Origin of the sequence: Streptomyces antnestii (genome assembly GCF_004005495.1) — a bacterium.
GTDB lineage: Bacteria > Actinomycetota > Actinomycetes > Streptomycetales > Streptomycetaceae > Streptomyces > Streptomyces antnestii.
Map to the genome: position 1 here is coordinate 345,375 of NZ_RZYA01000004.1, position 21,609 is coordinate 366,983.

The following is a 21,609-nucleotide window of genomic DNA, read 5'->3' on the forward strand; positions in this document are numbered from 1 at the left end:
GACGGGGCCACTGACTACGGCCGGGAGCTCCCGCGCACCTGGACCTCCGCCAGGGACAGCGGGTTGGTGGCGGACTCCAGCTGGACGCGCACATAGCGGCCGGTCGTCCCGGCCGGCAGTGCCACGTGCGACGGCCTGCCCGCCTGTCCCGCGACCCGTACGGCCGTCACCCCGGGCGCGCTTCGGGCCTCGCTGAGGCTGTCCGCGGTGATCGGGGAGTCGGACGTCAGGACCCAGAAATCGGCCAGCCGGTCCGAGCAGCAGTCGGTGCGGTTCCAGAGATCGACGCCGCTCAGGTCGGCCTTCGCGCCGAGGTCGACCTGCCACCAGGCCTGGTTCGAGGGCTCCGCCGTGTGCGTGACCGAGCCCGAGCCGAAGGCGCCGTCCGTGTTGCCGTCGACGGCGCGCGAGGCCGGGGCGTCCCACGCGGTGGACTTCTGCGTGGCGGGCCTGCCGAGCGCCAGGTTCTCCGGGGCGACCTTCACGCGCACTGTCGTGGTGCTGGTCATCCCCGCGTGCCGCAGCGTGAGGGGCAGTGCGTACGTGCCGGGCTCCGCCGACTTCGGCGGGGTCACCGTGAACGGGACCTCGGTGTCCGCGCCGGGGGCCTGCGGCGGAACGCCGGCCGTGCCCGGCGTGACCGTCCAGCCCTCGGGAGCGCCGAACGTCACCTTCGTGCTCGGCGCCTCCCTGCGGGAGGTGTTGGTGACGGTGAGCGTGCCGTCCGCCGCGCGGCCCGGGTTCAGCTCCTTCGGCAGCTCGGTGCGGGTGCGGGCCAGGCTGTTCACGCCCGGGGTCTCGACCTTGAAGACGTAGGCGTACTTGCCGGACTCGGCCGGGGTGTCCACCACGACCCGGCCCCGGTCGTCCTTGTGCCAGTCGAGGGGGCCCGCGTCGGAGCCGAGCAGCGTGATGCGGGTCGTCCTGTTCACGGGGGTGTCCGCGCCGAGCGTCAGCTGCTCGCCCGGCCACTTCAGGGCGGTCGCGTAGAGGGCCCCGTCCTTCACCGTGTAGCGGATGTCGTCGTCCGAGGTGGGCTCCTCGGCGTGGTGCCAGTACGTCGTGCCGTACACGGCCTCGCCGTTGGTCTTCAGCCAGGTGCCGATGTCCCGCAGGCGCTGTTGCTGGAGTTCGGGGATCGTGCCGTCGCCGCGCGGGCCGATGTCGAGGAGCAGGTTGCCGTTCTTGCTGACGATGTCGCTGAGCGAGTCGACGAGCTGGTCGGAGGTGAGGTAGTCCTCCTCCGGCTCGTTCTGGTTGTAGCCGTAGGAGTGGGCTATGCCGCGGCTGGCCTCCCACTTGTGCGGGTCGATCTCCGACTTGACCGTGTACTCGGGGGTCTGGAAGTCGAGTTCGGTGGAGTCGAGGGCGCCCGTGTCGATCTTGCAGCGGTTGGCGACCGCCACCTCCTTCGGGTGCTCCCGGTTCTTCGCCTGGTTGTAGTAGTGGGCGAGGACGGGGGCGGTCTTCCAGTACGAGGCGGGCTTCTCCCACTGCCCGTCGCACCACATGATGTCCGGGTCGTACTGGTCGATCAGTTCGCGCATCTGCGGCGCCATGTAGTCGCCGACGTAGTCCTTGACAGCGGGCGCCCCGGTGTACGGGACGGTGGCGCCGGTGTACGGGTTGGTGACCGGGCGGCCGGTGTAGGACGGGTTGTTCCACTCGTAGAGGGAGTAGTAGAAACCGGCCTTCAGGTCTCCCTGCTTGCGGGCCGCCTTGAACAGGTCGCCCGCCAGGTCGCGGTGGGGCCCCAGGTCGACGGTGTCGCGCCCGCTCACCTTCGAGTCCCAGAGGGCGACGCCCTCATGGTGCTTGGAGGTCAGGACGAAGTACTTGGCGCCGGCGTCCTTGAAGAGCTTCACCCAGGCGTCAGGGTCGTACTTCTCGGCCTTCCACTGCTTGATGAAGTCGTCGTAGTTCGCGGCCGTCCCGTACGTGTCCTTGTGGTGCTTGTAGGTGGGGCTGCCCGCGTTGTTCATGTACGCCCAGTACCACTCGGCGTAGCTGCCGCGCGGGCCCCAGGCTGGCACCGAGTAGGCGCCCCAGTGGATGAAGATGCCGAACTTGTCGTCGTTGAACCAGCCCGGCGTCGGATGGCTGTTGAGGGACGCGAGGGTGGGCTCGTAGTCCGGGGTCGAGGCGGGGGCCTGGGGAGCGTCCTGGGCGGCCGCGGATCCGCCCGCCGCGGGCAGGCCGAGCAGGGTCGCGCAGGCCGCCGCGACGAGCGCCGTGCGGCGCCGGGCGGGTGTGGAGGTCCGGGGTCTGTGGCGCGTCACTTGGAGTCGTCCTTCCCGAGCTGGTCGGCGACCTGACTGTCCGTCAGTGCCACGTCCCAGGTGATGAGTTCGTCGAGGTCGCCGCGCAGGCTCGCCTTCTCCGTGCCGATCGAGCGAAGCGGCAGCGGGATCGACGCGTCGACGGTGCCGACGCGCTTGCCGTCCGCGTACAGCGTGGTGTGGCCGGGGGTGGTGACCCAGGTCAGCCGGGTCCACTGGTTCAGGGGCAGCGTGTAGTCGAAGGAGTGGTCGGCGGAGCCGTACCTCGTGAAGCCGACCTTGCCCGTGCCGTACTGCATGAGCTTGAGCGCGCCCGCCTTCGAGCTGAGCAGGACCTGGTCGGGGGTGCGGGACGTCGGGCGGACCGAGACCGACACCGTCCACGGCTCGGCCACGTCGAGCCCGCCGAAGCCCACACCGTCGCGGTCCGAGTCGAAGCGCCACGCCTGACCGCTCACCCCGTCCACCGGAGTCGGGTTGTTGATGATGTACGACGTGCCCGGCAGGTCACCCGCCGTGTCCTCGGCGAAGATCGTGTTGCCGGGACTGCCCGCGTACGTCCAGCCCTTCGGGTACGCGGCCGTGTCGAACGTCCAGTGGTGGCTGGGCCGGCCGGCGGTGACGCGGGGCCGCACGGGCGCCGGGGTGATGCCGGGCGGGTCGCCGATACGGGACGCGCGGGCCCGGAAGTCGGCGAGGGTGTCCGGGGTCGTGGTGCCGTTCCAGGCGCGGTCGGCGAGGATCGCGCGGGCGCCGGCCATCGACTGCTCGAAGTACTCGTCGTCCGCCCAGAAGTTGTAGTCGGCCCAGTTGGTCAGGCCGGAGCCGAGCATGTCGGGCTCCGTGCTGACGGTCCAGGAGTCGTACATCCAGGGCTCGTTCGGGTACAGGTGGTGGTAGTTGTTCGGGGTGTCGTAGAACGGGCCGATGGCGATCTCGTCGTGACCCGCGACGGCGGGCGCGGCGCCCGTGCCCTCCCAGGTGATGAAGACGACAGGGCCGTGCACGGTCTGCTGCGGCGCGGCGAGGTGCTCGGAGCCGTTGTAGACGGCGGTGCGCTTGCCGTGCGAGGCGATCACGTCGTCAAGGGTGTTGATGTACCGGTTGAGGAGGTCGCCGAGCGTCGACACCTCGGGCGAGGCGGCCAAGTAGTCCTGTACGCGCGGGCAGTTGGCGAGCTGGCCGGGCACCTCTTCGCCGCCGATCGAGAACAGCGGCGCGTCGAACCAGCCGGCGAACTCGTCGACGATCTCCTTCGTCTTCGCCACCGCCTTGTCGCTGGTCATGTCGATGATCCAGTCGGGCGTGAGGTGCGAGTGCGTGTGCGCCTGCGTGCAGGGGTTCGGGCCCGAGCCGAAGCCGATGCCGAACGCGTCACTGATCGCGGTCGCGTGGCCGGGCATCTCCAGGCCCGGCATCACCTGCACGTGGTGGCGGGCCGCGAAGGCCTTCAGGCGCTCGATGTCGGCGCGGCTGTAGCTGTGGTCGGGGTCCGCGAGGCCCGGGAACTTCGGGCTGTAGAGGCGGAAGCCCTCCGACTCGGAGAGGTGCAGCATGAGCGTGTTGAGCTTCTGGTCGCCCATCCTGCGGATCAGGTTCTCCAGGTACGGGATCTTCCAGTACTTGCGGCCCGCGTCCAGGTGGACCATGCGGATCGCCTGCGTGGGGACGTCCGTCGCGCGCGCCCGGGGGAGCGTGCGGTGGTCGTCGGCCGTGGAGCGCAGGAGCTGGAGGAGGGTGCGGGTGCCGTAGAAGAGGCCGTGCGTGGAGGCGGCCCGGATGCGTACGGCGCCGTCCGCGCTGTCGAACCGGTAGCCCTCGGCACCGAGTCGGGCATCGTTGTCAAGGCCGAGCACGATGTCGCCGGGCCCGGCGTGGGCCACGTCGCTCTCGATGCCCGGCTCGATCCCCGAGACCTGGCCCAGCTCGTCCTTCAGCTGGGCGGCGAGCTGCTGCACGGTCTGGCGGGCCGGGCCGGGGAACTCGGCGCGGCCGGACGGCAGGGCGGTCTCGGCGCGGGCGCCCGGGTCGACCAGGACGCGGGTGCGGCCGGTGAGCGCGGTGGTGCCGCCGAGCGACGTCCAGTCGGTGGGGCGCGGGACCACGGAGGGCTGCCCGGCGAGCAGGTCGGGGCTCTGCTCCGTGGTCTGGGCTGCGGACGACGGCACTACAGCTCCGATGAATCCGGTGACAAGGGCTAGGACGAACAGCAGGGCTGACGCCGTTCTTCGCACTGCGGCCTCCAGGGTCAAGGTGCGGACGTGGGGACCGTAGAGGGGAGTTGAGGTGGTGGCAAGAGTGCGCGTACGGGAATGAGGGCGCCCGCCTCCGGAATGTGCCACGGAGACGGGCGCGGAATGGGGGACCCTTAGAGGTCGGATGTGTGGTGAGTGTAGCTGTGACCTGCCTATGAGATCGGACGGGATCGGGGGCGGGATCGGACGGGCTCGGACGGGAGCGGATCAGGCGGCGGCCGGCACGGATCCCCTCGCCGGGGCCAGCGGAACGCCGAGATCCGTGAGGATCGCGCGCGCGGCCCTGCGGCCCGAGTGGAGGGCGCCCTGCACCGTGCTCGTGCCGCGGTGGTCGCCGCACACATAGAGCCCGTGGAGGAGGCGCACGAGGCGGCGCAGGTCGTGCGGGGGCGGCATCGCGGGCACCGCCTCCGGGTCGTGGTGGACCGCGAGGGTCTCCCAGTCGGCGGTCGACGTGCCGTAGAGAGCGGCGAGTTGGGCCCGCAGCTCGCGCTCGGGCGGCGGGGGGCCGAGGACGGTGGAGGAGACCAGGGCCCGTCCGGCGGGGGCGCGGGTCGGGTCGACCTGGCTGATCACCGCGGTGTGCGCCACGGGGCCGAGCCGGTCGGCGTCGAGGAGCAGCGCGGGGTCGGTGAGCGGCGGCTCGGGGACGGCGTGGTGGACGACCGTGACGGGGTGGAAGTCCGGCACCCGGAGGCCCGGCAGCAGCTCCGCCGCGGCGCGCGCCCCGGTCGCCAAGAGTGTTGCGCGGCACCGGAGTTCACCGTGTTCCTCGGTCGTCACCGAGTTCGCGGAGACGGCGCGGACGCGGACGCCGGTGCGGACCGTGCCCGGCGGGAGCCCGGCGGCGAGCAGTTCGGGCAGCGCGTCCGCGCCGCCCTCGGGGACGCAGAGGCGGCCGCGCGCGTAGGCGTACAGGGCGAGGTCGGCGCACCGGCTCGACGTGGTCAGGTCCGGGTCGCACAGGAGCGCCGTCAGCAGGGGGCGCACGAAGCCGTCGAGGGTACGGGCCGGGAGGCCGCCCCTGAACAGGGCGTCGGCGGCGGGGAGTTCGGGGCGCGCGAGGAGGCGGGGGGCTGGTGTCGCGGCGAGGCGGGCCAGTGCCTTGGCGAGGCGGGCGTGGTCGAGGGGGCTGCCGAGCGGGGTGGTGGGGCGGGGGCTCCGGGCGGTGCGGGGCCGTGGCACCCGGGGGGCGCTCGCGAGGGCGCGCGCTGTGTGGAATGCGCCCTTTGCGCGCCGGGCCGGCGCGGGCTCCCCGGCGCGGTGGCGGCGGCCCTCGCTGTACACGAGCACACCGGGCGAGAAGGCCCGCAGCACGAGCGCGTCCAGGCCCGGGGTGCGGCGCAGTTCGGGGTACGAGGTGCACAGGAGCCGGCCGATCCGGTCGAGGCGGAACCCGTCGACCTTCTCGGTGGACATGCGGCCGCCCACACAGGGGCCGGCCTCCAGGACCACGGCCGGCACACCGGCCCTGGCCAGGCGATGGGCGGCCGAGAGTCCCGCGACCCCGGCTCCCACGATGACGACGTCCGCGTGCTGTGCGGGCTCAGGCACGTGCGCCTCCCTGGCGGTGGTGCGGCTGATGAGAGCCGCCCCCGCACCCCTGGCCGTCCGGCCGGCGCGCGAGAGGCGGGCCCGAGGACGTCCTACCCCCCGGCGACCCCGCATACGGCTCCAGAACTCCCGGGCGGTACCCGAGTCCGTCGAGGGTAGGTCCGCGCCCCGGCCCAGGGAGTCGCGCGCACCCCGAGCACGGACGCACGGGGGGCGCCCGGGAGGTGTGTCCATGGCGGGGGCGCCGTGGTCCGGTTACCGCCCCTGGAGTTCCGCCGCTCGCCTTCTGATGTCCGGGAGTGCGGCCATCAGGGCCTCGCCGGGGCAGGTCGTCTCGTAGCCGTCACGGTGCGCGGCGATCGCGTTGAACTCCGCCGCCGTGCCCTTGGGGTACCTGCTGAGACTGTTCGTGGAGACGAGGCGGACGCGGGAGCGCGCGTCGATGTTCGAGAGGCCCAGTTTCCACGCGGCGACCGCCGCGATGGACTCCGCCATGGCCGGGGGCACCGGGGTGCCCTTGTTGAAGGTGCCGATCGCCGCGATGCCGGCCGTGCCCTTGTTGAAGCCCTGGGCGTGCGCCCCCACGACCGCCTTGTCGACGCCGCCCGCCCGGCCCTCGTACACCGTGCCGCAGCGGTCGACGAGGAAGTTGTAGCCGATGTCGTCCCAGTGCCGGCCGCCCGCCTGGCCCGCGTACAGATAGCGGATGATGCGGGGCGTGTCGGCGCAGTCGTAGTCGTTGGGCGAGTCGGTGTGGTGGAGGAAGACCGCCGTGACCCGGTCGGCGTACCGGGCCGGCGGACGCCGGTACGCGGCGTCCGCGAGCCATTTCGAGCGGGGCACGATGCGTGGCTCCGCGGCCGTGTGCGCGCCGCCGGCGGACGGGCGCAGCGGTACGGCGGCCGGCGGCAGCACCGGCGCGGACCGGTCGGCGGGCGAGATGCCCGCCCCCTCGCCGGTCCGCGCCGCGGAACCGTGGCCCGGCCCGACGGAGACGGCACACAGCAGCAGGAGCCCGAGGGCCGTGGCCCCGGGCGCGCAGCACAGCGTCACTCGGAAGACGCGCATACGTGCCACTCTCCGCCCGGCGCCGCGGGCCCGCCCCGCACGTTAGGCCGTTCGGGTGACCCGGGGCGGTCCGCCGCGGGCGGTCAGAAGTGCGTGCCGCCGTCGATCCGGACCTCGGTGCCGGTGATGAACTTGCCGTCCTCCGAGCCGAGCATCGCGACGACGCCCGCCACGCTCTCCGGCCCCGCGAAGCCCTGGCCGAGCGCCGGCGCCAGCTTCATGAACAGGCTCATGTCCGCGTCCTCGGGCAGGCCGGGGCCGACACTCTGCTTGCTGGCGCCGGAGCCGTCGGTCATGCCGGAGGAGATGGATCCGGGCTGCACGGACGTGAACCGGATGCCCTGCTTGCCGTACTCGCTCGCGAGCGCGTGCGTCATGGACTGGATGCCGCCCTTGCTGGCCGCGTACGCCGCCATGTAGGGGTGGGCGAACATCGCCGACGTCGAGCTGAAGTTGATGACGGCGGGGCCGTCGCCGGCGAGGAGCGCCGGGATCGACTCGCGGATCATCAGGAACGTGCCGACGAGGTTGATCCGTATGACCTGCTCGAAGTCGGCGAGCGCCGTCTCGTGCGTGTGCGAGGAGCGCAGGATGCCGGCCGCGTTGACCAGCACGTCCAGGCCGCCGAGCGTCTCCACGGCGGTGGCGACGCCGGTGCGCACGGACGCCTCGTCCGCGATGTTCACGACGAGGGTGGTCAGCCGGTCGGCGGTGCCCGCCGCGGTCGCCTTCTCGACGGTGTCCTTCAGGCCGGCCTCGCTGACGTCGGCGGCGACCGCGCGGGCGCCCTCCGCGAGGACCCGCAGCACGGTGGCCTGGCCGATGCCGGAGCCACCGCCCGTGACGAGTACGCGACGGCCTTCGTAGCGGTTCAGGTTCTGGCTCATGTGCTGCTCCACTTCACTTCTCACTTCGCGATCCGCTTCACCGGGATCTGCTGTCCACCGTACGCCTGGGTGGCACGTTTTGCCATAACGTCACAACGTGCAGAGATGTTCCCGGAACACATAGGCTTCCCAGGTGAGCCCCACGAACGAGCAGCACGGACCGCAGCCGTCCCTGACCGAACGGCGCAAGGCCGCCACCCAGCTGGACATCGCCCGCGCCGCCGCCGAACTCTTCGCCGAGCGCGGCCCCGACGGCACGACCGCCGAGGACATCGCCCACCGCGCGGGCGTCGCGCTGCGCACCTTCTACCGCTACTTCCGGGGCAAGCAGGACGCCGTCGGTCCTCTCCTCGCGGCGGGCGGCGACGCCTGGCGCGCGCTCCTCGCGGACGCGGAACCCGGCGGTGACCTGCGCATCACCCTGGAGACGGCCGTCACCGCCACGCTCTCCGCCCCCGGCGCCCACGGCCCCGAACAGCTCGCGACGACCAGGGGACTGCTGCGCGCCGCCCAGGACGACGCGGCGCTGCGGGCCGTCTGGTACCGGGTCAACCAGGAGTCGGAGGAACGCCTCGTCCCGGTCCTCGCCCGGCTCGCGGGCCCCGGCGCGGACCCCCTCGACGTACGGCTCGCCGCCGCCGCGGCCACCGACGCCATCCGGATCGCCCTGGAGACCTGGGCCGCCACGGACGCCCCCGCGACGGGCGCGACCGGCTCCCCGGCGGTCCTCGCCCTGCGCTGCCTGCGCGAACTGACGGGCGGCATCACCCTGCTGGACGGCATCCCGGCCCAGGGGAACTGACGGCATCCCGGCCCAGGGGAACTAAGGGGTGCCCGGATCGATCTCCGGTGCGAACACCAGCAGCGTCAAGTCGTCCCGTACCGTTCCCGCGAACCGCAGCACGTCACGCCACAGCGCGTCCGTCAGGTCCGCCGGGTCGTCCGCGCCGAAGCGGATCAGCCGGTCCGCGAGCGGATAGAAGGCGCCGGACGCGTCCCGTGCCTCGATCAGGCCGTCGGTGAGCCCGAGCAGCCGGTCGCCGGAACGCAGCGGCACCGTGAGCGGCCGGGGCGGGTCGAGCCCCGCGATGCCGAGGCCGAGCGGGGCCCCGGACGGCACCGGCAGTTCGATGACCTCGCGCCCGCGCAGCAGCAGCGGCCGCGGATGACCGCACGACAGCGCCCGCACCACCGGGGAGTCGTCGGGGAACTCCAGTAACAGCGCGGTCGCGAACAACTCGTGGTGCTCGTCCTCCGCCGCGTCGACCACGAGCCGGCGGTCCAGGCGCGCCGCGACGCCCTCCAGGTCCGGCTGGTCGAGCACGGCCTCACGGAACGCGCCGAGCAGCCCCGCGACCGTACCCACCGCGGAGAGACCGTGGCCCTGCACGTCGCCGATCACCGCCCGTACCCCGGACGGCCCCCGCCGTACGTCGAAGAGGTCCCCGCCGACCAGCGCCCCGCGCTCGGCCGTCCGGTACAGACCCGAGCAGCGCACCTTGCCGACCCGGTCGGGCAGCGGCGGGAGCACGGCGAACTGGGCGGCCTCGGCGACCGTCCGCACGGTGACGAGCTGATCGTCGCGCCGGCTGCGGACCCAGCTGATCAGCACGCTGAGCACTGCCACGAACGCGACCGTGAGCACATCGCTGTTGCCGGGGCGCCCGAGGTCCATGAAGGGCAGGTTAAGCAGGACGAGCACGATCCCGCCGAGCAGCGCCGTGGCGGCGGGCCCGTACGTCAGGGCGGCCAGCGGGGGGATCGCGCCGAGCAGGAAGCCGAGGGCCAGCTTCTCCTCGGTGGCCAGCTGGAGCACGCACAGGGCGACGAGCAGCACGATCGGCAGCCAGCGCACCCAGCGCGGCGGCGGTGCCCCGCGCAGCCAGGCCCGCTCCTCGCCGTTCCGGCGACGCGACGACGCCCCGGTCATCGGCGGGCTCCTTCCCATGGACCCCATGGACTCCGTGGACCCCTTCACGCTCCTACGGGACGAGCGTCACCGCACCCCGGGCGGGTCCGTCGGTACCCGGCGCCGGCGGACCCGCCCGGGGTCGCGGCTCAGAGAGGCCGGCCCATCAGGACGTCGTCCACGTACGTCCCGTCCAGCAGGAACTCCTCCGGCAGCACGCCCTCGACGACGAACCCCTCGGACTCGTACAGCGCCCGCGCCGGCTTGTTGTGCCCGAGTACCCGCAGCGTCAGGCGGCGCGCGCCCACCTGGCGGGCGCGGTCCACGGCCGCCCGGATCAGCGCCCGGCCCACCCCGGCGCCCCGCGCCTCCTCGGCGACCGCGAGGCCCTGGATCTGCCGGACATGGGTGTGGGCGGCGAGCGAGGTGGGGAAAGCGATGCGCACGTACCCCACGAGTCGCCCGCACAGCTCCGCGACCAGATGGTCCCGCGGCCCGAACCGCTCCGAGAAGAACGGGGCGTACGGCGCTTCTGGCCGCGGCTGGACCGAGTGCAGCGTGGACCAGGAGGCACGGTCGAGCCGGGCGAGCTCGTCATCGTCGTCGAGCCGGGCGAAACGTATGTGCGGCTGTGACATGGGGGCCACTGTACGGCGGACGCACGAACGGCCGCCCGGCACTTCCCACGGCAGGATGGGCTCATGACCCAGAGCGATTCCGCCCCCGTACGACGCTCCCGGATCGCCGTGGCCGGTGCCTCCGGGCTCATCGGCCGCACCCTGACCTGGTCCCTGCGCGGCGACGGGCACGACGTCGTCCGCCTGGTCCGCAGGGAGCCGGCGGCCCCCGACGAGGTCCGCTGGGACCCGCGGCGCGGGCACGTCGACACGGCCGGGCTCGCCGGGTGCGACGTCGTCGCCAACTTCGCCGCCGCCGGCGTGGGCGACCACCGCTGGACCGACGCGTACAAACGGACGATCCGCGACAGCCGGGTGCTCGGCACCGCGACGCTCGCCGAGGCCGCCGCCTCCCTCGACCCGCCGCCCCGCGTGTTCCTCAACGCCAGCGCCGTCGGTTACTACGGCGACACCGGCACCCGCGCCGTCGACGAGAGCGCGCCGCCCGGCGACGGGTTCCTGCCGGAGCTCTGCGTGGAGTGGGAGGCGGCCGCGGCACCCGCCCGGGACGCCGGCATCCGCACGGTGTTCGCCCGGTCCGGGCTCGTCGTGTCCCGCGGCGGCGGGGCCTGGGCCCGGCTCTTCCCGCTGTTCCGCGCCGGCCTCGGGGGACGCCTCGGCAGCGGACTCCAGTACTGGTCGTACATCGCGCTGCACGACGAGATCGCGGCGCTGCGGCACCTCATCGACACCCCGGAACTGGCGGGCCCGGTGAACCTCACCGCCCCGCACCCCGTCACGAACGGCGAGGTCACCGCCGCGATGGGGCGCGTGCTGCACCGGCCCACCCTGTTCACCGTGCCCGCGCCCGCCCTGCGCCTGGTCCTCGGAGAGATGGCCGGCGACGTCCTGGGCAGCACGAGGGCCGTGCCGACCCGGCTCCTGGAGTCCGGCTTCACGTTCGCGTTCCCCGGCATCGACGAGACGATCCGGGCCGCGTGGCGCCCCTGAGGCCCCGTCCGAAGTGACCTACACCCCGAAGCGCTCCGTGAGCCTCGGGTACAGCCGTTCCAGCTCCGCCGCGTTCTCGAAGTCGACCGGCGTGCCCTCCGGTTCGACCGGCGCGGCGGGGATTCCGAGATCGGGCGCCACGGTCCCCGTCAGCTCCTCGTACGCCTCGTCCGCCGCGTAGCCGAGTTCTTCGCCGTCCCCGTCGATCTCCTCGTCGAAGTCGCCGAGGAGTTCGGCGAGCGCGTCCGGATCGTGCAGCGCGCCCTCGAAGATCTCCCGGCCCTGGCCGATCAGCCAGCAGCGGAAGAAGTCGAACGCGTCGTCGCTCGCCCCGCCGAGCAGCACCCACGCGGCGCCCCACAAGTCCCAGCGGTAGGCGCGGTGATAGCGGGACTCGAAGTGACGGGCGAAGTCGAGCACCGAGTCGGGATCGGCCTGCAGCAGCCGGTCGACCAGCAGCTCGGCATGGTCCTCGGGGTCGCCCTCGGCGGCCTCGCGGGTGCTGTCGACGATCTCCCAGAACTCCGTCTCGTCCATCACGGGACAAGCATCTGCCTTGGGGGTCGGGCACGCACGCCGAGTGCCACAGCTGCGCCGGTTCGTTATGTACGCACCTGCCGGGGACACCCCGCATGTGCAAACCCCGCCCGGCGCTCACGCGTAACGGTCCGCCATTCGCCGCGCCGCCTCGGCGATCCGCTCGCGCAGCCCCGCCGGAGCGACGACCTCCGCGTCGGGTCCGAGCGCGAACAGCTGGCCGTACGCGACATGGGCGCACCCGCCGCGGACACCCCACACGTGCGCACCGCCGGGGAAACCCCGCCCGGCGCTCACGCGTAACGGTCCGCCATCCGCCGCGCCGCCTCGGCGATCCGCTCGCGCAGCCCCGCCGGAGCGACGACCTCCGCGTCCGGGCCGAGCGCGAACAGCTGGCCGTACGCGACATGGGCGCACCCGCCGCGGACACCCCACACGCGCGCACTGCCGGGGAAACCCCGCCCGGCGCTCATGCGTAACGGTCCGCCATTCGCCGCGCCGCCTCGGCGATCCGCTCGCGCAGCCCCGCCGGAGCGACGACCTCCGCGTCCGGGCCGAGCGCGAACAGCTGGCCGTACGCGACCTCCTCGGACTCGACGGGCACCGTCACCGTCACCCACCCCTGGCCGTCCGGCTCGCCCGCCGACTCCCGCGCGGCGGCGACCGACGCCGGTTCGATGACGTGCGGGAGCCGTCGTATCCCGGCCGGGGACAGCCGCAGGACGACCTCCGCGCGCAGGATGGACCGCGCGAACTCCTCCGCCCGCTCCGCCCAGAAGCCCGGCAGATCGAACTCCTCGTCCCGCTCGAAACGCTCCTCGCCCGCCACGACACCCGTGAACCGGTCGATCCGGTACACCCGGTGCGCCCCGCCGCCCGCGACCCGGGCGCACAGGTACCAGACACCCGCCTTCAGGACGAGCCCGTACGGCTCGAGCTTCCGCTCGACCTCCCGCGCGCCCTCCTCCGCCGAGCGCCGGTAGCGGGCACGCACCACCCGGTCGTCCCACACCGCGTCCGCCACCGCGGGCAGCAGCTCGGGCGTGCGCGGCTCCTGGAACCAGCCCGGCGCGTCCAGATGGAACCGCTGCGCCGCCGTGCGCGAGGCGCCCTGCAGCGAGGGCATCAGCGCCGCCGACACCTTCAGGCGCGCGGCCGACGCCGCGTCCTCCAGTCCCATCTCGCGCAGCGCGCCCGGCACCCCGGACAGGAACAGGGCCTCCGCCTCGCCGCGCGCCAGACCGGTCAGACGCGTCCGGTAGCCGCCGATCAGCCGGTACCCGCCCGCCCGGCCCCGGTCCGCGTACACCGGCACGCCCGCCTCGGACAGCGCCTGGGCGTCCCGGGTCACGGTCCGCTCGGAGACCTCCAGTTCGCGTGCCAGCTCACCCGCCGTCATCGACGGGCGGGACTGGAGCAGCAACACCATCTTGATCAGCCGGGCAGCACGCATACGCCCATGATGGGTCAGCGCGCGGCGTACGTGATGACCGCGAACGAGGCGCCCCGCGGATCGGCGAGCACGGAGAACCGGCCCGGCTCGATCGTCGTCGGATGCACCAGGATCTGCCCGCCCAGCTCCTTGCAGCGCGCCGCCGTCGCGTCGGCGTCCGCGACCGCGAGGTAGACCATCCAGTGCGCGGGCAGCTCCTCGGGGAACGAGTCCGACGCCGTGTCGAGCATGCCGCCGAACGTCTCGGCGTCGACGCTCCACTCGGTGTACTCGCCCTGCTCCAGGTGCCGCCGGCGCGCGCCCCAGCCGAGGATCGACTGGTAGAAGTCCTCGGATCCGGCGGGGTCCCGGGTCAGCAGCTCGAACCAGCAGACGCTGACCGGCTCGTTCACGACACCGAAGCCCGGGTGCTTCACCGGCTGCCACAGACCGAACGCCGCCCCGGCCGGATCCTGGCAGACCGCGAGCTTGCCCTGCTCCATGACGCCCATCGGGCCCGCGACCACGGACCCGCCGTTGCCCTTCACGCGCGCGACGACCGCGTCGACGCCGGCCGACTGGAAGTACGGCAGCCAGGCCGCGGGCTGTTTCGGGGACCGGGTCGGGCCGAAGCCCCCCACCAGGGCGCCCCCGGGACCGGCGAACATGCCGTAGCCACCCGCCCGCGGGTCCGGCACCACCTCGCCGCGCCAGCCGAAGAGCCCCTCGTAGAAGAGCCGGGCGCCGTCCGTGTCCGGCGTGGAGAGGTCCACCCAGCAGGGCGCTGACGGGGTCTTGGAGATCTTCATGGACGTACGTCTCCCATGACGACGGCGGAACGGCGGCCCCCCGGGTGATCTCCTCATTCACGCACGCGTGCCCCGCCCCGGCAATCGGGACGGGGCACGCGGTTCACGCGGGGAAGGGGCCTACAGGCCGTAGCGCTCGCGCGCCTCCTTCACGGCCGAGGCCGGGACCTCGCCGCGGCGGGCGAGCTGGGCGAGGGCCGCGACGACGATCGACTGCGCGTCGATGCCGAAGTGGCGGCGGGCCGCCTCACGGGTGTCCGAGAGGCCGAAGCCGTCGGCACCGAGCGAGGTGTAGTCCTGCTCGACCCACTGCGCGATCTGGTCGGGGACCTGACGCATGTAGTCGGAGACCGCGAGGACCGGGCCCTGTGCGCCCTCGAGGGCCGTACGGATGTACGGGGTGCGCTCCTCGCCGCGCAGGATCGCCTCGTCCGCCTCCAGGGCGTCGCGGCGCAGCTCCGTCCAGGACGTCGCGGACCACACGTCGGCGGCCACGCCCCACTCCTCGGCGAGCATCTTCTGCGCGTCGAGCGTCCAGTGGATCGCGGTGCCCGAGCCGAGCAGCTGGATGCGCGGGGCGTTGGCGGCCGCCACGTTCACCCCGGCCGACTCGGCGGTGTTGAAGCGGTACAGGCCCTTGAGGATGCCCTCGTCCACGCCCGCGGGCTTGGCCGGCTGCGGCATCGGCTCGTTGTAGACCGTCAGGTAGTAGAAGACGTTCTGGTCCTCGCCCGGGGCGGCCTCGCCGTACATGCGGCGCAGACCGTCCTTGACGATCGCGCCGATCTCGTACGCGAACGCCGGGTCGTAGGTCAGCGCGGCCGGGTTGGTCGCCGCGATGACCGGCGAGTGACCGTCCGCGTGCTGCAGACCCTCACCCGTGAGCGTCGTACGGCCCGCGGTGGCGCCCACGAGGAAGCCGCGGCCCAGCTGGTCGCCGAGCTGCCACATCTGGTCGGCCGTGCGCTGCCAGCCGAACATCGAGTAGAAGATGTAGAAGGGGATCATCGCTTCGCCGTGCGTGGAGTACGCGCTGGCGGCGGCGATGAAGTCCGCCATGGAGCCGGCCTCGGTGATGCCCTCGTTGAGGATCTGGCCGTCGGTGGCTTCCTTGTAGTACATCAGCTGGTCGCGGTCGACCGGCTCGTACGTCTGCCCCTTGGGGGAGTAGATGCCGAGCGACGGGAACAGCGACTCCATGCCGAAGGTGCGCGCCTCGTCCGGGACGATCGGCACCCAGCGCTTGCCGGTCTGCTTGTCGCGTACGAGGTCCTTGACCAGGCGTACGAAGGCCATGGTCGTGGCCATCGACTGCGATCCTGAGCCCTTGTCGAAGGACGCGAAGGCCTTGTCGGCCGGGGCCGGCAGCGGGGCGATGGCGTGCGTGCGGCGGGCCGGGGCCGGGCCGCCGAGGGCCGCGCGGCGCTCCTGGAGGTAGCGGACCTCGGGGGAGTCGGCGCCGGGGTGGCCGTAGGGCACCTGGCCGTCGACGAACTGGCTGTCGGAGATGGGCAGTTCAAGGAGGTCACGCATGTCCTTGAACTCGTCCACCGTCAGCTTCTTCATCTGGTGGTTGGCGTTCTTGGACTCGAAGCCCTTGCCGAGCGTGAAGCCCTTGACCGTCTGGACCAGGATCACGGTCGGCGCGCCCTCGTGGGCGAGCGCCGCACGGTAGGCCGCGTACACCTTGCGGGGCTCGTGACCGCCGCGCGAGAGGTGGAAGCACTCGGAGATCTTGTCGTCCGTGAGGAGCCTGCCCAGCTCGACGAGCGCGGGCTCGGAGCCGAAGAAGTGCTCACGGATGTACGCGGCGTCGCGCGTCGCGTACGTCTGGAACTGGGCGTCCGGCACCTGGCGCAGGCGGCGCACGAGCGCACCCGTGGTGTCGAGCTGGAACAGCTCGTCCCAGGCGGAGCCCCAGAGCGTCTTGATGACGTTCCAGCCGGCGCCGCGGAACTGGGCCTCCAGCTCCTGGACCACGCGGAAGTTCGCGCGGACCGGGCCGTCGAGGCGCTGCAGGTTGCAGTTGATGACGAAGGTCAGGTTGTCCAGACCCTCGCGCGAGGCGAGCGCCAGCGCGGCCGTGGCCTCGGGCTCGTCCATCTCGCCGTCACCGAGGAACGCCCACACGTGCGAGGCGGAGACGTCCTTGATCTTGCGGTTGGTCAGGTAGCGGTTGAACCGCGCCTGGTAGATCGCCGACAGCGGGCCGAGGCCCATGGAGACGGTCGGGAACTCCCACAGCCAGGGCAGGCGCCGCGGGTGCGGGTACGAGGGCAGACCGTTGCCGCCGGACTCCTGGCGGAAGAGGTCGAGCTGCTGCTCGCTCAGACGGCCGTCGAGGAAGGCGCGGGCGTAGATGCCGGGGGAGGCGTGGCCCTGGATGTACAGCTGGTCGCCGGAACCGTCCCCCTCCTTGCCCTTGAAGAAGTGGTTGAAGCCGGTCTCGTAGAGCCAGGCCGCGGAGGCGAAGGTGGCGATGTGGCCGCCGACGCCGTGCTTGGAGCCACGGGTCACCATCGCGGCCGCGTTCCAGCGGTTCCACGCGGCGATCTTGAGTTCGAGCGCCTCGTCACCCTCGATCGCCGGCTCGGCGGCGGTCGGGATGGTGTTGACGTAGTCCGTCTCGAGGAGCTTCGGCAGCGCCAGGCCTGCGCCCTCGGCGCGTTCCAGCGTGCGGCGCATCAGGTACGCGGCACGGTGCGGCCCGGCCGCCTTGGTAACGGCGTCCAGGGAGGCCTGCCATTCGGCGGTCTCCTCGGGGTCGCGGTCCGGGAGCTGGTCGAGCTCGCTCGGCTGGATTGCGGAGGGGTCGGTCATTGCGCCGCCTTCCTGAGTCGGAGGGGGGTTCCCTTAGCGGAAAGGGTGGGGGTGCCCTAGGTCTTTGGCAGGACAGGGCGTGGGTCCCTGGTGGAGACCCGTCGGCGACTCTAACTCCCTGATCGATGATCGATCAAAGGGTTGAAGGGGAAAACTTCCCTAGACGGAGAAAGTGGGCATCCGGTGCCAGATAACGGGGCACCGGGTGCCTTGCTTTCCAAGGTTCGAGAGCCGGTTTCCGCAGGTCGGAAGCGCACACCGACAACTTCTGAGCGGGACACGGCTCAGGCGCGCGGGGCGCAGCCGAGGACATGGGCCTTCACCAGCTCGGCGATCGCCGGGTCCCGGCGCCGGAACGCGGCGACGAGCTCCTCGTGCTCCTCGGCGTACGACTGCTGCACGGTGCCCAGCCAGCGGATGGACAGGGCCGTGAACACCTCGATGCCCAGCCCCTCCCAGGTGTGCAGGAGCACGGAGTTGCCCGCGGCCCGCACCAGCTCGCGGTGGAACCCGACGGTGTGCCGCACCTGCGCCGCAGAGTCGGCGTCCTGGTCGGCGCGGTAGAGGGCCGCCACATGCGGTTCGAGGGCCGAGCAGTCCTCGGCGAGCCTCCCGGCCGCGAGCTCCGCCGCGATGGCCTCAAGGCCGGCCCTGACCGGATAGCTCTCCTCCAGGTCGGCGGCCGACAGATTCCGCACCCGTACGCCCTTGTTGGGGGCGGACTCGATCAGACGCAGGCTCTCCAGCTCCCGCAGGGCCTCCCGCACGGGCGTCTGGCTGACCTCGAGCTCGGTCGCGATACGGCGCTCCACGATGCGCTCACCCGGCTTCCAGCGTCCGCTGACGATCCCCTCGACGATGTGCTCGCGGATCTGTTCGCGCAGCGAGTGGACGACGGGCGCGGTCATGATGGCTCCTCCGGCAGGGGTTTAGCCCCAAGGTGCGTTGACCTTTAGACAATACGGCGGCGCCCCCGCCCGGAGGAGCTCCGGACGGGGGCGTACTGCCTGATGAGACGAGCGTTACAGGCCGAGCTCGACCTCGAACTCGCCGGCCTCCAGGATCGCCTTGACCGTGGTCAGGTAGCGGGCGGCGTCCGCGCCGTCCACCAGACGGTGGTCGTAGGAGAGCGACAGGTACGTCATGTCACGGACGGCGATGGTCTCGCCGAGGTCCGGGTGGTTGATGACGACCGGACGCTTCACCGTGGCGCCGATGCCCAGGATCGCGGCCTGGTTCGGCGGGACGATGACGGTGTCGAAGAGCGCACCGCGCGAGCCCGTGTTGGAGATCGTGAAGGTCGCACCGGACATGTCGTCCGGCGTGAGGCCGCCACCGCGGGCCTTGCCGGCCAGCTCGGCGGTCTTCTTCGAGATCCCGGCGATGTTCAGGTCGCCCGCACCCTTGATGACCGGCGTCATCAGACCCTTCTCGGCGTCCACGGCGATGCCGATGTTCTCCGAGTCGAAGTACGTGATGGTGCCTTCGTCGTCGTTGATCCGGGCGTTGACGACCGGGTGGGCCTTCAGCGCCTGGGCCGCGGCCTTGACGAAGAACGGCATCGGGGAGAGCTTGACGCCCTCACGGGCCGCGAAGCCGTCCTTGGCCTTGGCACGGAGCCGCATGAGCTTCGTGACGTCGACCTCGACGACCGAGGTCAGCTGCGCCTGCGAGTGCAGCGCCTTCATCATGTTGTCGCCGATGACCTTGCGCATGCGGGTCATCTTGACCGTCTGGCCGCGGAGGGGGGAGACCTCCAGGGCCGGGGCCTTCGCGGCGGCCGGAGCAGCAGCGGCGGCGACGGGGGCCGGGGCGGCCTTCGCGGCCTCGGCGGCCGCGATGACGTCCTGCTTGCGGATACGGCCACCGACGCCGGAACCCTTGACGGTCGCCAGGTCCACGCCGTTCTCCGACGCGAGCTTGCGGACCAGCGGGGTCACGTAGGCGCCGTCGTCACCGGAGACCGCGGCGGGGGCCGGGGCGGCGGGGGCGACGGGAGCCGGGGCGGCCGGAGCGACCGGGGCCGGGGCGGCGGGAGCGACCGGGGCCGGGGCGGCGACGGGAGCCGGGGCCGGAGCGGCCGGGGCCACCGGAGCCGCGGGGGCGGCCGGGGCCGGGGCCGGAGCGGCGGCCGGAGCAGCCGGGGCGGCGGGCGCGGCGGGGGCAGCGGCGGCACCGGGAGCACCGATGACGGCCAGCTTGGCGCCGACCTCGGCGGTCTCGTCCTCGGCGACGGAGATCTCCAGGAGAACGCCGGCGACGGGGGAGGGGATCTCGGTGTCGACCTTGTCCGTGGAGACCTCGAGCAGGGGCTCGTCCTCCGCGACCTCCTCGCCGACCTCCTTCAGCCAGCGGGTGACGGTGCCTTCGGTGACGGACTCGCCGAGCGCGGGCAGCACGACGTCCGTACCGGAGACGGCACCGGCCGGAGCGGCGGCCGGAGCAGCCGGGGCGGCGGGCTCGGCCGGGGCCGCGGGGGCCTCGGCGACGGGGGCCGGAGCGGCGGCCGGGGCCGGGGCCTCGGCAGCGGCGGGGGCCGGGGCGGCGGCGGGCGCGCCCGTGCCGTCGTCGATGACGGCCAGCTCGGCGCCGACCTCGACGGTCTCGTCCTCGGCGACCTTGATGGAGGCCAGGATGCCGGCGGCGGGCGAGGGGATCTCGGTGTCGACCTTGTCGGTCGAGACCTCGAGCAGCGGCTCGTCGACCTCGACGCGCTCGCCCTCGGCCTTCAGCCAGCGGGTGACGGTGCCCTCGGTGACGCTCTCACCGAGTGCCGGAAGGGATACGGAAACCGCCATGGTTTCTGTTGCTCCTTAATGGGGTCTCCCCTGCTCGAGCCAATTCGGGAGCTCGGGGAAGTGCGGAAGTCTGTGGTCGGTCGTCGCGCCCAGGGGACGACAGGGACGACTGGGTCCAGCCTGAGGCCTGACCTAGTCGTGCGAGTGCAGCGGCTTGCCCGCGAGGGCCAGGTGGGCCTCGCCGAGCGCCTCGTTCTGCGTCGGGTGGGCGTGGATGAGCTGGGCGACCTCGGCGGGCAGCGCTTCCCAGTTGTAGATCAGCTGGGCTTCGCCGACCTGCTCGCCCATACGGTCACCGACCATGTGGACGCCGACCACGGCACCGTCCTTGACCTGGACGAGCTTGATCTCGCCCGCGGTCTTGAGGATCTTGCTCTTGCCGTTGCCCGCCAGGTTGTACTTCAGGGCGACGACCTTGTCCGCACCGTAGATCTCCTTGGCCTTGGCCTCGGTGATACCGACGGAGGCGACCTCGGGGTGGCAGTACGTCACCTTCGGCACGCCGTCGTAGTCGATCGGGACGGTCTTGAGACCGGCCAGACGCTCCGCGACCAGGATGCCCTCGGCGAAGCCGACGTGCGCGAGCTGGAGCGTCGGGGCGAGGTCACCGACGGCCGAGATGGTCGGCACGTTGGTCTGCATGTACTCGTCGACCAGGACGTAACCGCGGTCCATCGCGACGCCCTGCTCCTCGTAACCGAGGCCGGCCGAGACCGGGCCGCGGCCGATGGCGACCAGGAGGACCTCGGCCTCGAAGGTCTTGCCGTCGGCGAGGGTCACGCGGACGCCGTCCTGCGTGTACTCGGCCTTCTCGAAGAAGGTGCCGAGGTTGAACTTGATGCCGCGCTTGCGGAACGCGCGCTCCAGGAGCTTGGAGCTGTTCTCGTCCTCGACGGGCACGAGGTGCTTGAGGCCCTCGACGACGGTGACGTCGGTGCCGAAGGACTTCCACGCGGAGGCGAACTCGACGCCGATGACGCCGCCGCCCAGGATGATCGCGGACTGCGGGACGCGGTCCAGGGTCAGCGCGTGGTCCGAGGAGATGATGCGGTTGCCGTCGATCTCCAGGCCCGGCAGCGACTTCGGCACGGAGCCGGTCGCGAGCAGCACGTGACGGCCCTGGACGCGCTGGCCGTTCACGTCCACGGAGGTCGGGGACGACAGGCGGCCCTCACCCTCGATGTACGTCACCTTGCGGGAGGCGACGAGACCCTGCAGGCCCTTGTACAGGCCGGAGATCACGTCGTCCTTGTACTTGTGGACGCCCGCGATGTCGATGCCCTCGAAGGAGGTCTTGACACCGAACTGGGCCGCCTCGCGCGCCTGGTCGGCGATCTCGCCGGCGTGCAGCAGGGCCTTCGTCGGGATGCAGCCGTTGTGCAGGCAGGTGCCGCCGAGCTTGTTCTTCTCGATCAGGGCGACGTCCAGGCCCAGCTGCGCTCCGCGCAGGGCCGCGGCGTAACCGCCACTGCCACCGCCGAGGATCACTAGGTCGAAAACAGTGCTGGCGTCGTTCGCCACGTCACGTCCTCCATGCATGTGCGCCGTACGCCGGTCTGCTCCGACCGGTCGGCGGCTGGTGTGCGGCCGCATTTTCCTTCGGCCCTGTGGTGGGGGCCCTGTCCTGCCGAGG

At 72.4% G+C, this 21,609-nt stretch carries 18 protein-coding genes; 2 read left to right on the forward strand and 16 right to left on the reverse strand.

What is annotated here, in order from left to right:
- Positions 1-14 precede the first annotated feature (14 nt).
- From EOT10_RS11960 to EOT10_RS11980, 5 genes are all read right to left on the reverse strand, one after another.
- Complete coding sequence (locus EOT10_RS11960; protein WP_189491453.1) at positions 15-2,279, reverse strand: alpha-L-fucosidase; 2,265 nt, start codon at positions 2,277-2,279, stop codon at positions 15-17.
- Entirely contained in the window at positions 2,276-4,447 is a 2,172-nt protein-coding gene (locus EOT10_RS11965) for a family 20 glycosylhydrolase (protein ID WP_223280936.1), read from the reverse strand. Before EOT10_RS11965 ends, EOT10_RS11960 begins: the two co-directional genes overlap by 4 nt.
- A 294-nt stretch (positions 4,448-4,741) precedes the next feature.
- Positions 4,742-6,088: an NAD(P)/FAD-dependent oxidoreductase gene (locus EOT10_RS11970; protein WP_127828101.1), complete on the reverse strand. Its 1,347-nt coding sequence runs from the start codon at positions 6,086-6,088 to the stop codon at positions 4,742-4,744.
- Between the two features lie 255 nt (positions 6,089-6,343).
- Positions 6,344-7,156, reverse strand: coding sequence for a peptidoglycan recognition protein family protein (locus tag EOT10_RS11975; RefSeq protein WP_127828102.1), 813 nt, complete (start codon positions 7,154-7,156; stop codon positions 6,344-6,346).
- A gap of 83 nt (positions 7,157-7,239) precedes the next feature.
- Positions 7,240-8,043 (reverse strand): SDR family NAD(P)-dependent oxidoreductase, encoded by an 804-nt coding sequence (locus EOT10_RS11980; RefSeq protein ID WP_127828103.1) that lies wholly within the window; start codon positions 8,041-8,043, stop codon positions 7,240-7,242.
- A 133-nt stretch (positions 8,044-8,176) separates the two neighbouring features.
- Here EOT10_RS11980 and EOT10_RS11985 point away from each other — a divergent pair, with 133 nt between their 5' ends.
- Positions 8,177-8,845 carry a TetR/AcrR family transcriptional regulator gene (locus EOT10_RS11985; RefSeq protein ID WP_127828104.1) on the forward strand — a complete coding sequence of 223 codons (669 nt, stop codon included), beginning with the start codon at positions 8,177-8,179 and terminating at the stop codon, positions 8,843-8,845.
- A gap of 21 nt (positions 8,846-8,866) precedes the next feature.
- On the opposite strand, the gene EOT10_RS11990 is transcribed toward EOT10_RS11985, so the two are convergent.
- Together EOT10_RS11990 and EOT10_RS11995 are read right to left on the reverse strand one after the other, a co-directional pair.
- Complete coding sequence (locus tag EOT10_RS11990) at positions 8,867-9,973, reverse strand: PP2C family protein-serine/threonine phosphatase (protein ID WP_127828105.1); 1,107 nt, start codon at positions 9,971-9,973, stop codon at positions 8,867-8,869.
- Between the two features lie 128 nt (positions 9,974-10,101).
- Entirely contained in the window at positions 10,102-10,590 is a 489-nt protein-coding gene (locus tag EOT10_RS11995) for a GNAT family N-acetyltransferase (RefSeq protein WP_189491456.1), read from the reverse strand.
- A 63-nt stretch (positions 10,591-10,653) separates the two neighbouring features.
- On the opposite strand from EOT10_RS11995, the gene EOT10_RS12000 reads away from it, so the two are divergent.
- A complete protein-coding gene (locus EOT10_RS12000; RefSeq protein WP_127828107.1) occupies positions 10,654-11,580 on the forward strand; it encodes a TIGR01777 family oxidoreductase in 927 nt (308 codons plus the stop codon).
- Between the two features lie 18 nt (positions 11,581-11,598).
- Here the strand turns inward: EOT10_RS12000 and EOT10_RS12005 are convergent, their stop codons facing one another.
- The 9 genes from EOT10_RS12005 to lpdA all read right to left on the reverse strand — a co-directional run bounded on the left by EOT10_RS12005 (position 11,599) and on the right by lpdA (position 21,497).
- Entirely contained in the window at positions 11,599-12,117 is a 519-nt protein-coding gene (locus EOT10_RS12005; protein WP_127828230.1) for a DUF4240 domain-containing protein, read from the reverse strand.
- A gap of 117 nt (positions 12,118-12,234) precedes the next feature.
- The gene (locus EOT10_RS43095; RefSeq protein WP_431313278.1) at positions 12,235-12,414 is read right to left on the reverse strand and encodes a WCX domain-containing protein; all 180 of its coding nucleotides are present in this window, start codon (positions 12,412-12,414) and stop codon (positions 12,235-12,237) included.
- Entirely contained in the window at positions 12,411-12,590 is a 180-nt protein-coding gene (locus tag EOT10_RS43100) for a WCX domain-containing protein (protein WP_431313279.1), read from the reverse strand. The genes EOT10_RS43095 and EOT10_RS43100 overlap by 4 nt, the downstream gene beginning before the upstream one ends.
- On the reverse strand, positions 12,587-13,570 hold the full coding sequence (locus EOT10_RS12020; RefSeq protein ID WP_127828108.1) for a helix-turn-helix transcriptional regulator: 984 nt from the start codon (positions 13,568-13,570) through the stop codon (positions 12,587-12,589). The genes EOT10_RS43100 and EOT10_RS12020 overlap by 4 nt, the downstream gene beginning before the upstream one ends.
- A 14-nt stretch (positions 13,571-13,584) precedes the next feature.
- Positions 13,585-14,358 (reverse strand): VOC family protein, encoded by a 774-nt coding sequence (locus tag EOT10_RS12025; protein ID WP_127828109.1) that lies wholly within the window; start codon positions 14,356-14,358, stop codon positions 13,585-13,587.
- 120 nt (positions 14,359-14,478) lie between these two features.
- A complete protein-coding gene (gene aceE / locus EOT10_RS12030; RefSeq protein ID WP_127828110.1) occupies positions 14,479-17,178 on the reverse strand; it encodes a pyruvate dehydrogenase (acetyl-transferring), homodimeric type in 2,700 nt (899 codons plus the stop codon).
- Positions 17,179-17,462: 284 nt separating this feature from the next.
- Positions 17,463-18,086 (reverse strand): GntR family transcriptional regulator, encoded by a 624-nt coding sequence (locus tag EOT10_RS12035; protein ID WP_127828111.1) that lies wholly within the window; start codon positions 18,084-18,086, stop codon positions 17,463-17,465.
- 114 nt (positions 18,087-18,200) lie between these two features.
- Positions 18,201-19,976, reverse strand: a complete 1,776-nt coding sequence (gene sucB, locus EOT10_RS12040; protein ID WP_127828112.1) for a 2-oxoglutarate dehydrogenase, E2 component, dihydrolipoamide succinyltransferase — start codon at positions 19,974-19,976, stop codon at positions 18,201-18,203.
- 132 nt (positions 19,977-20,108) lie between these two features.
- Entirely contained in the window at positions 20,109-21,497 is a 1,389-nt protein-coding gene (gene lpdA, locus EOT10_RS12045) for a dihydrolipoyl dehydrogenase (protein WP_127828113.1), read from the reverse strand.
- Positions 21,498-21,609 lie beyond the last annotated feature (112 nt).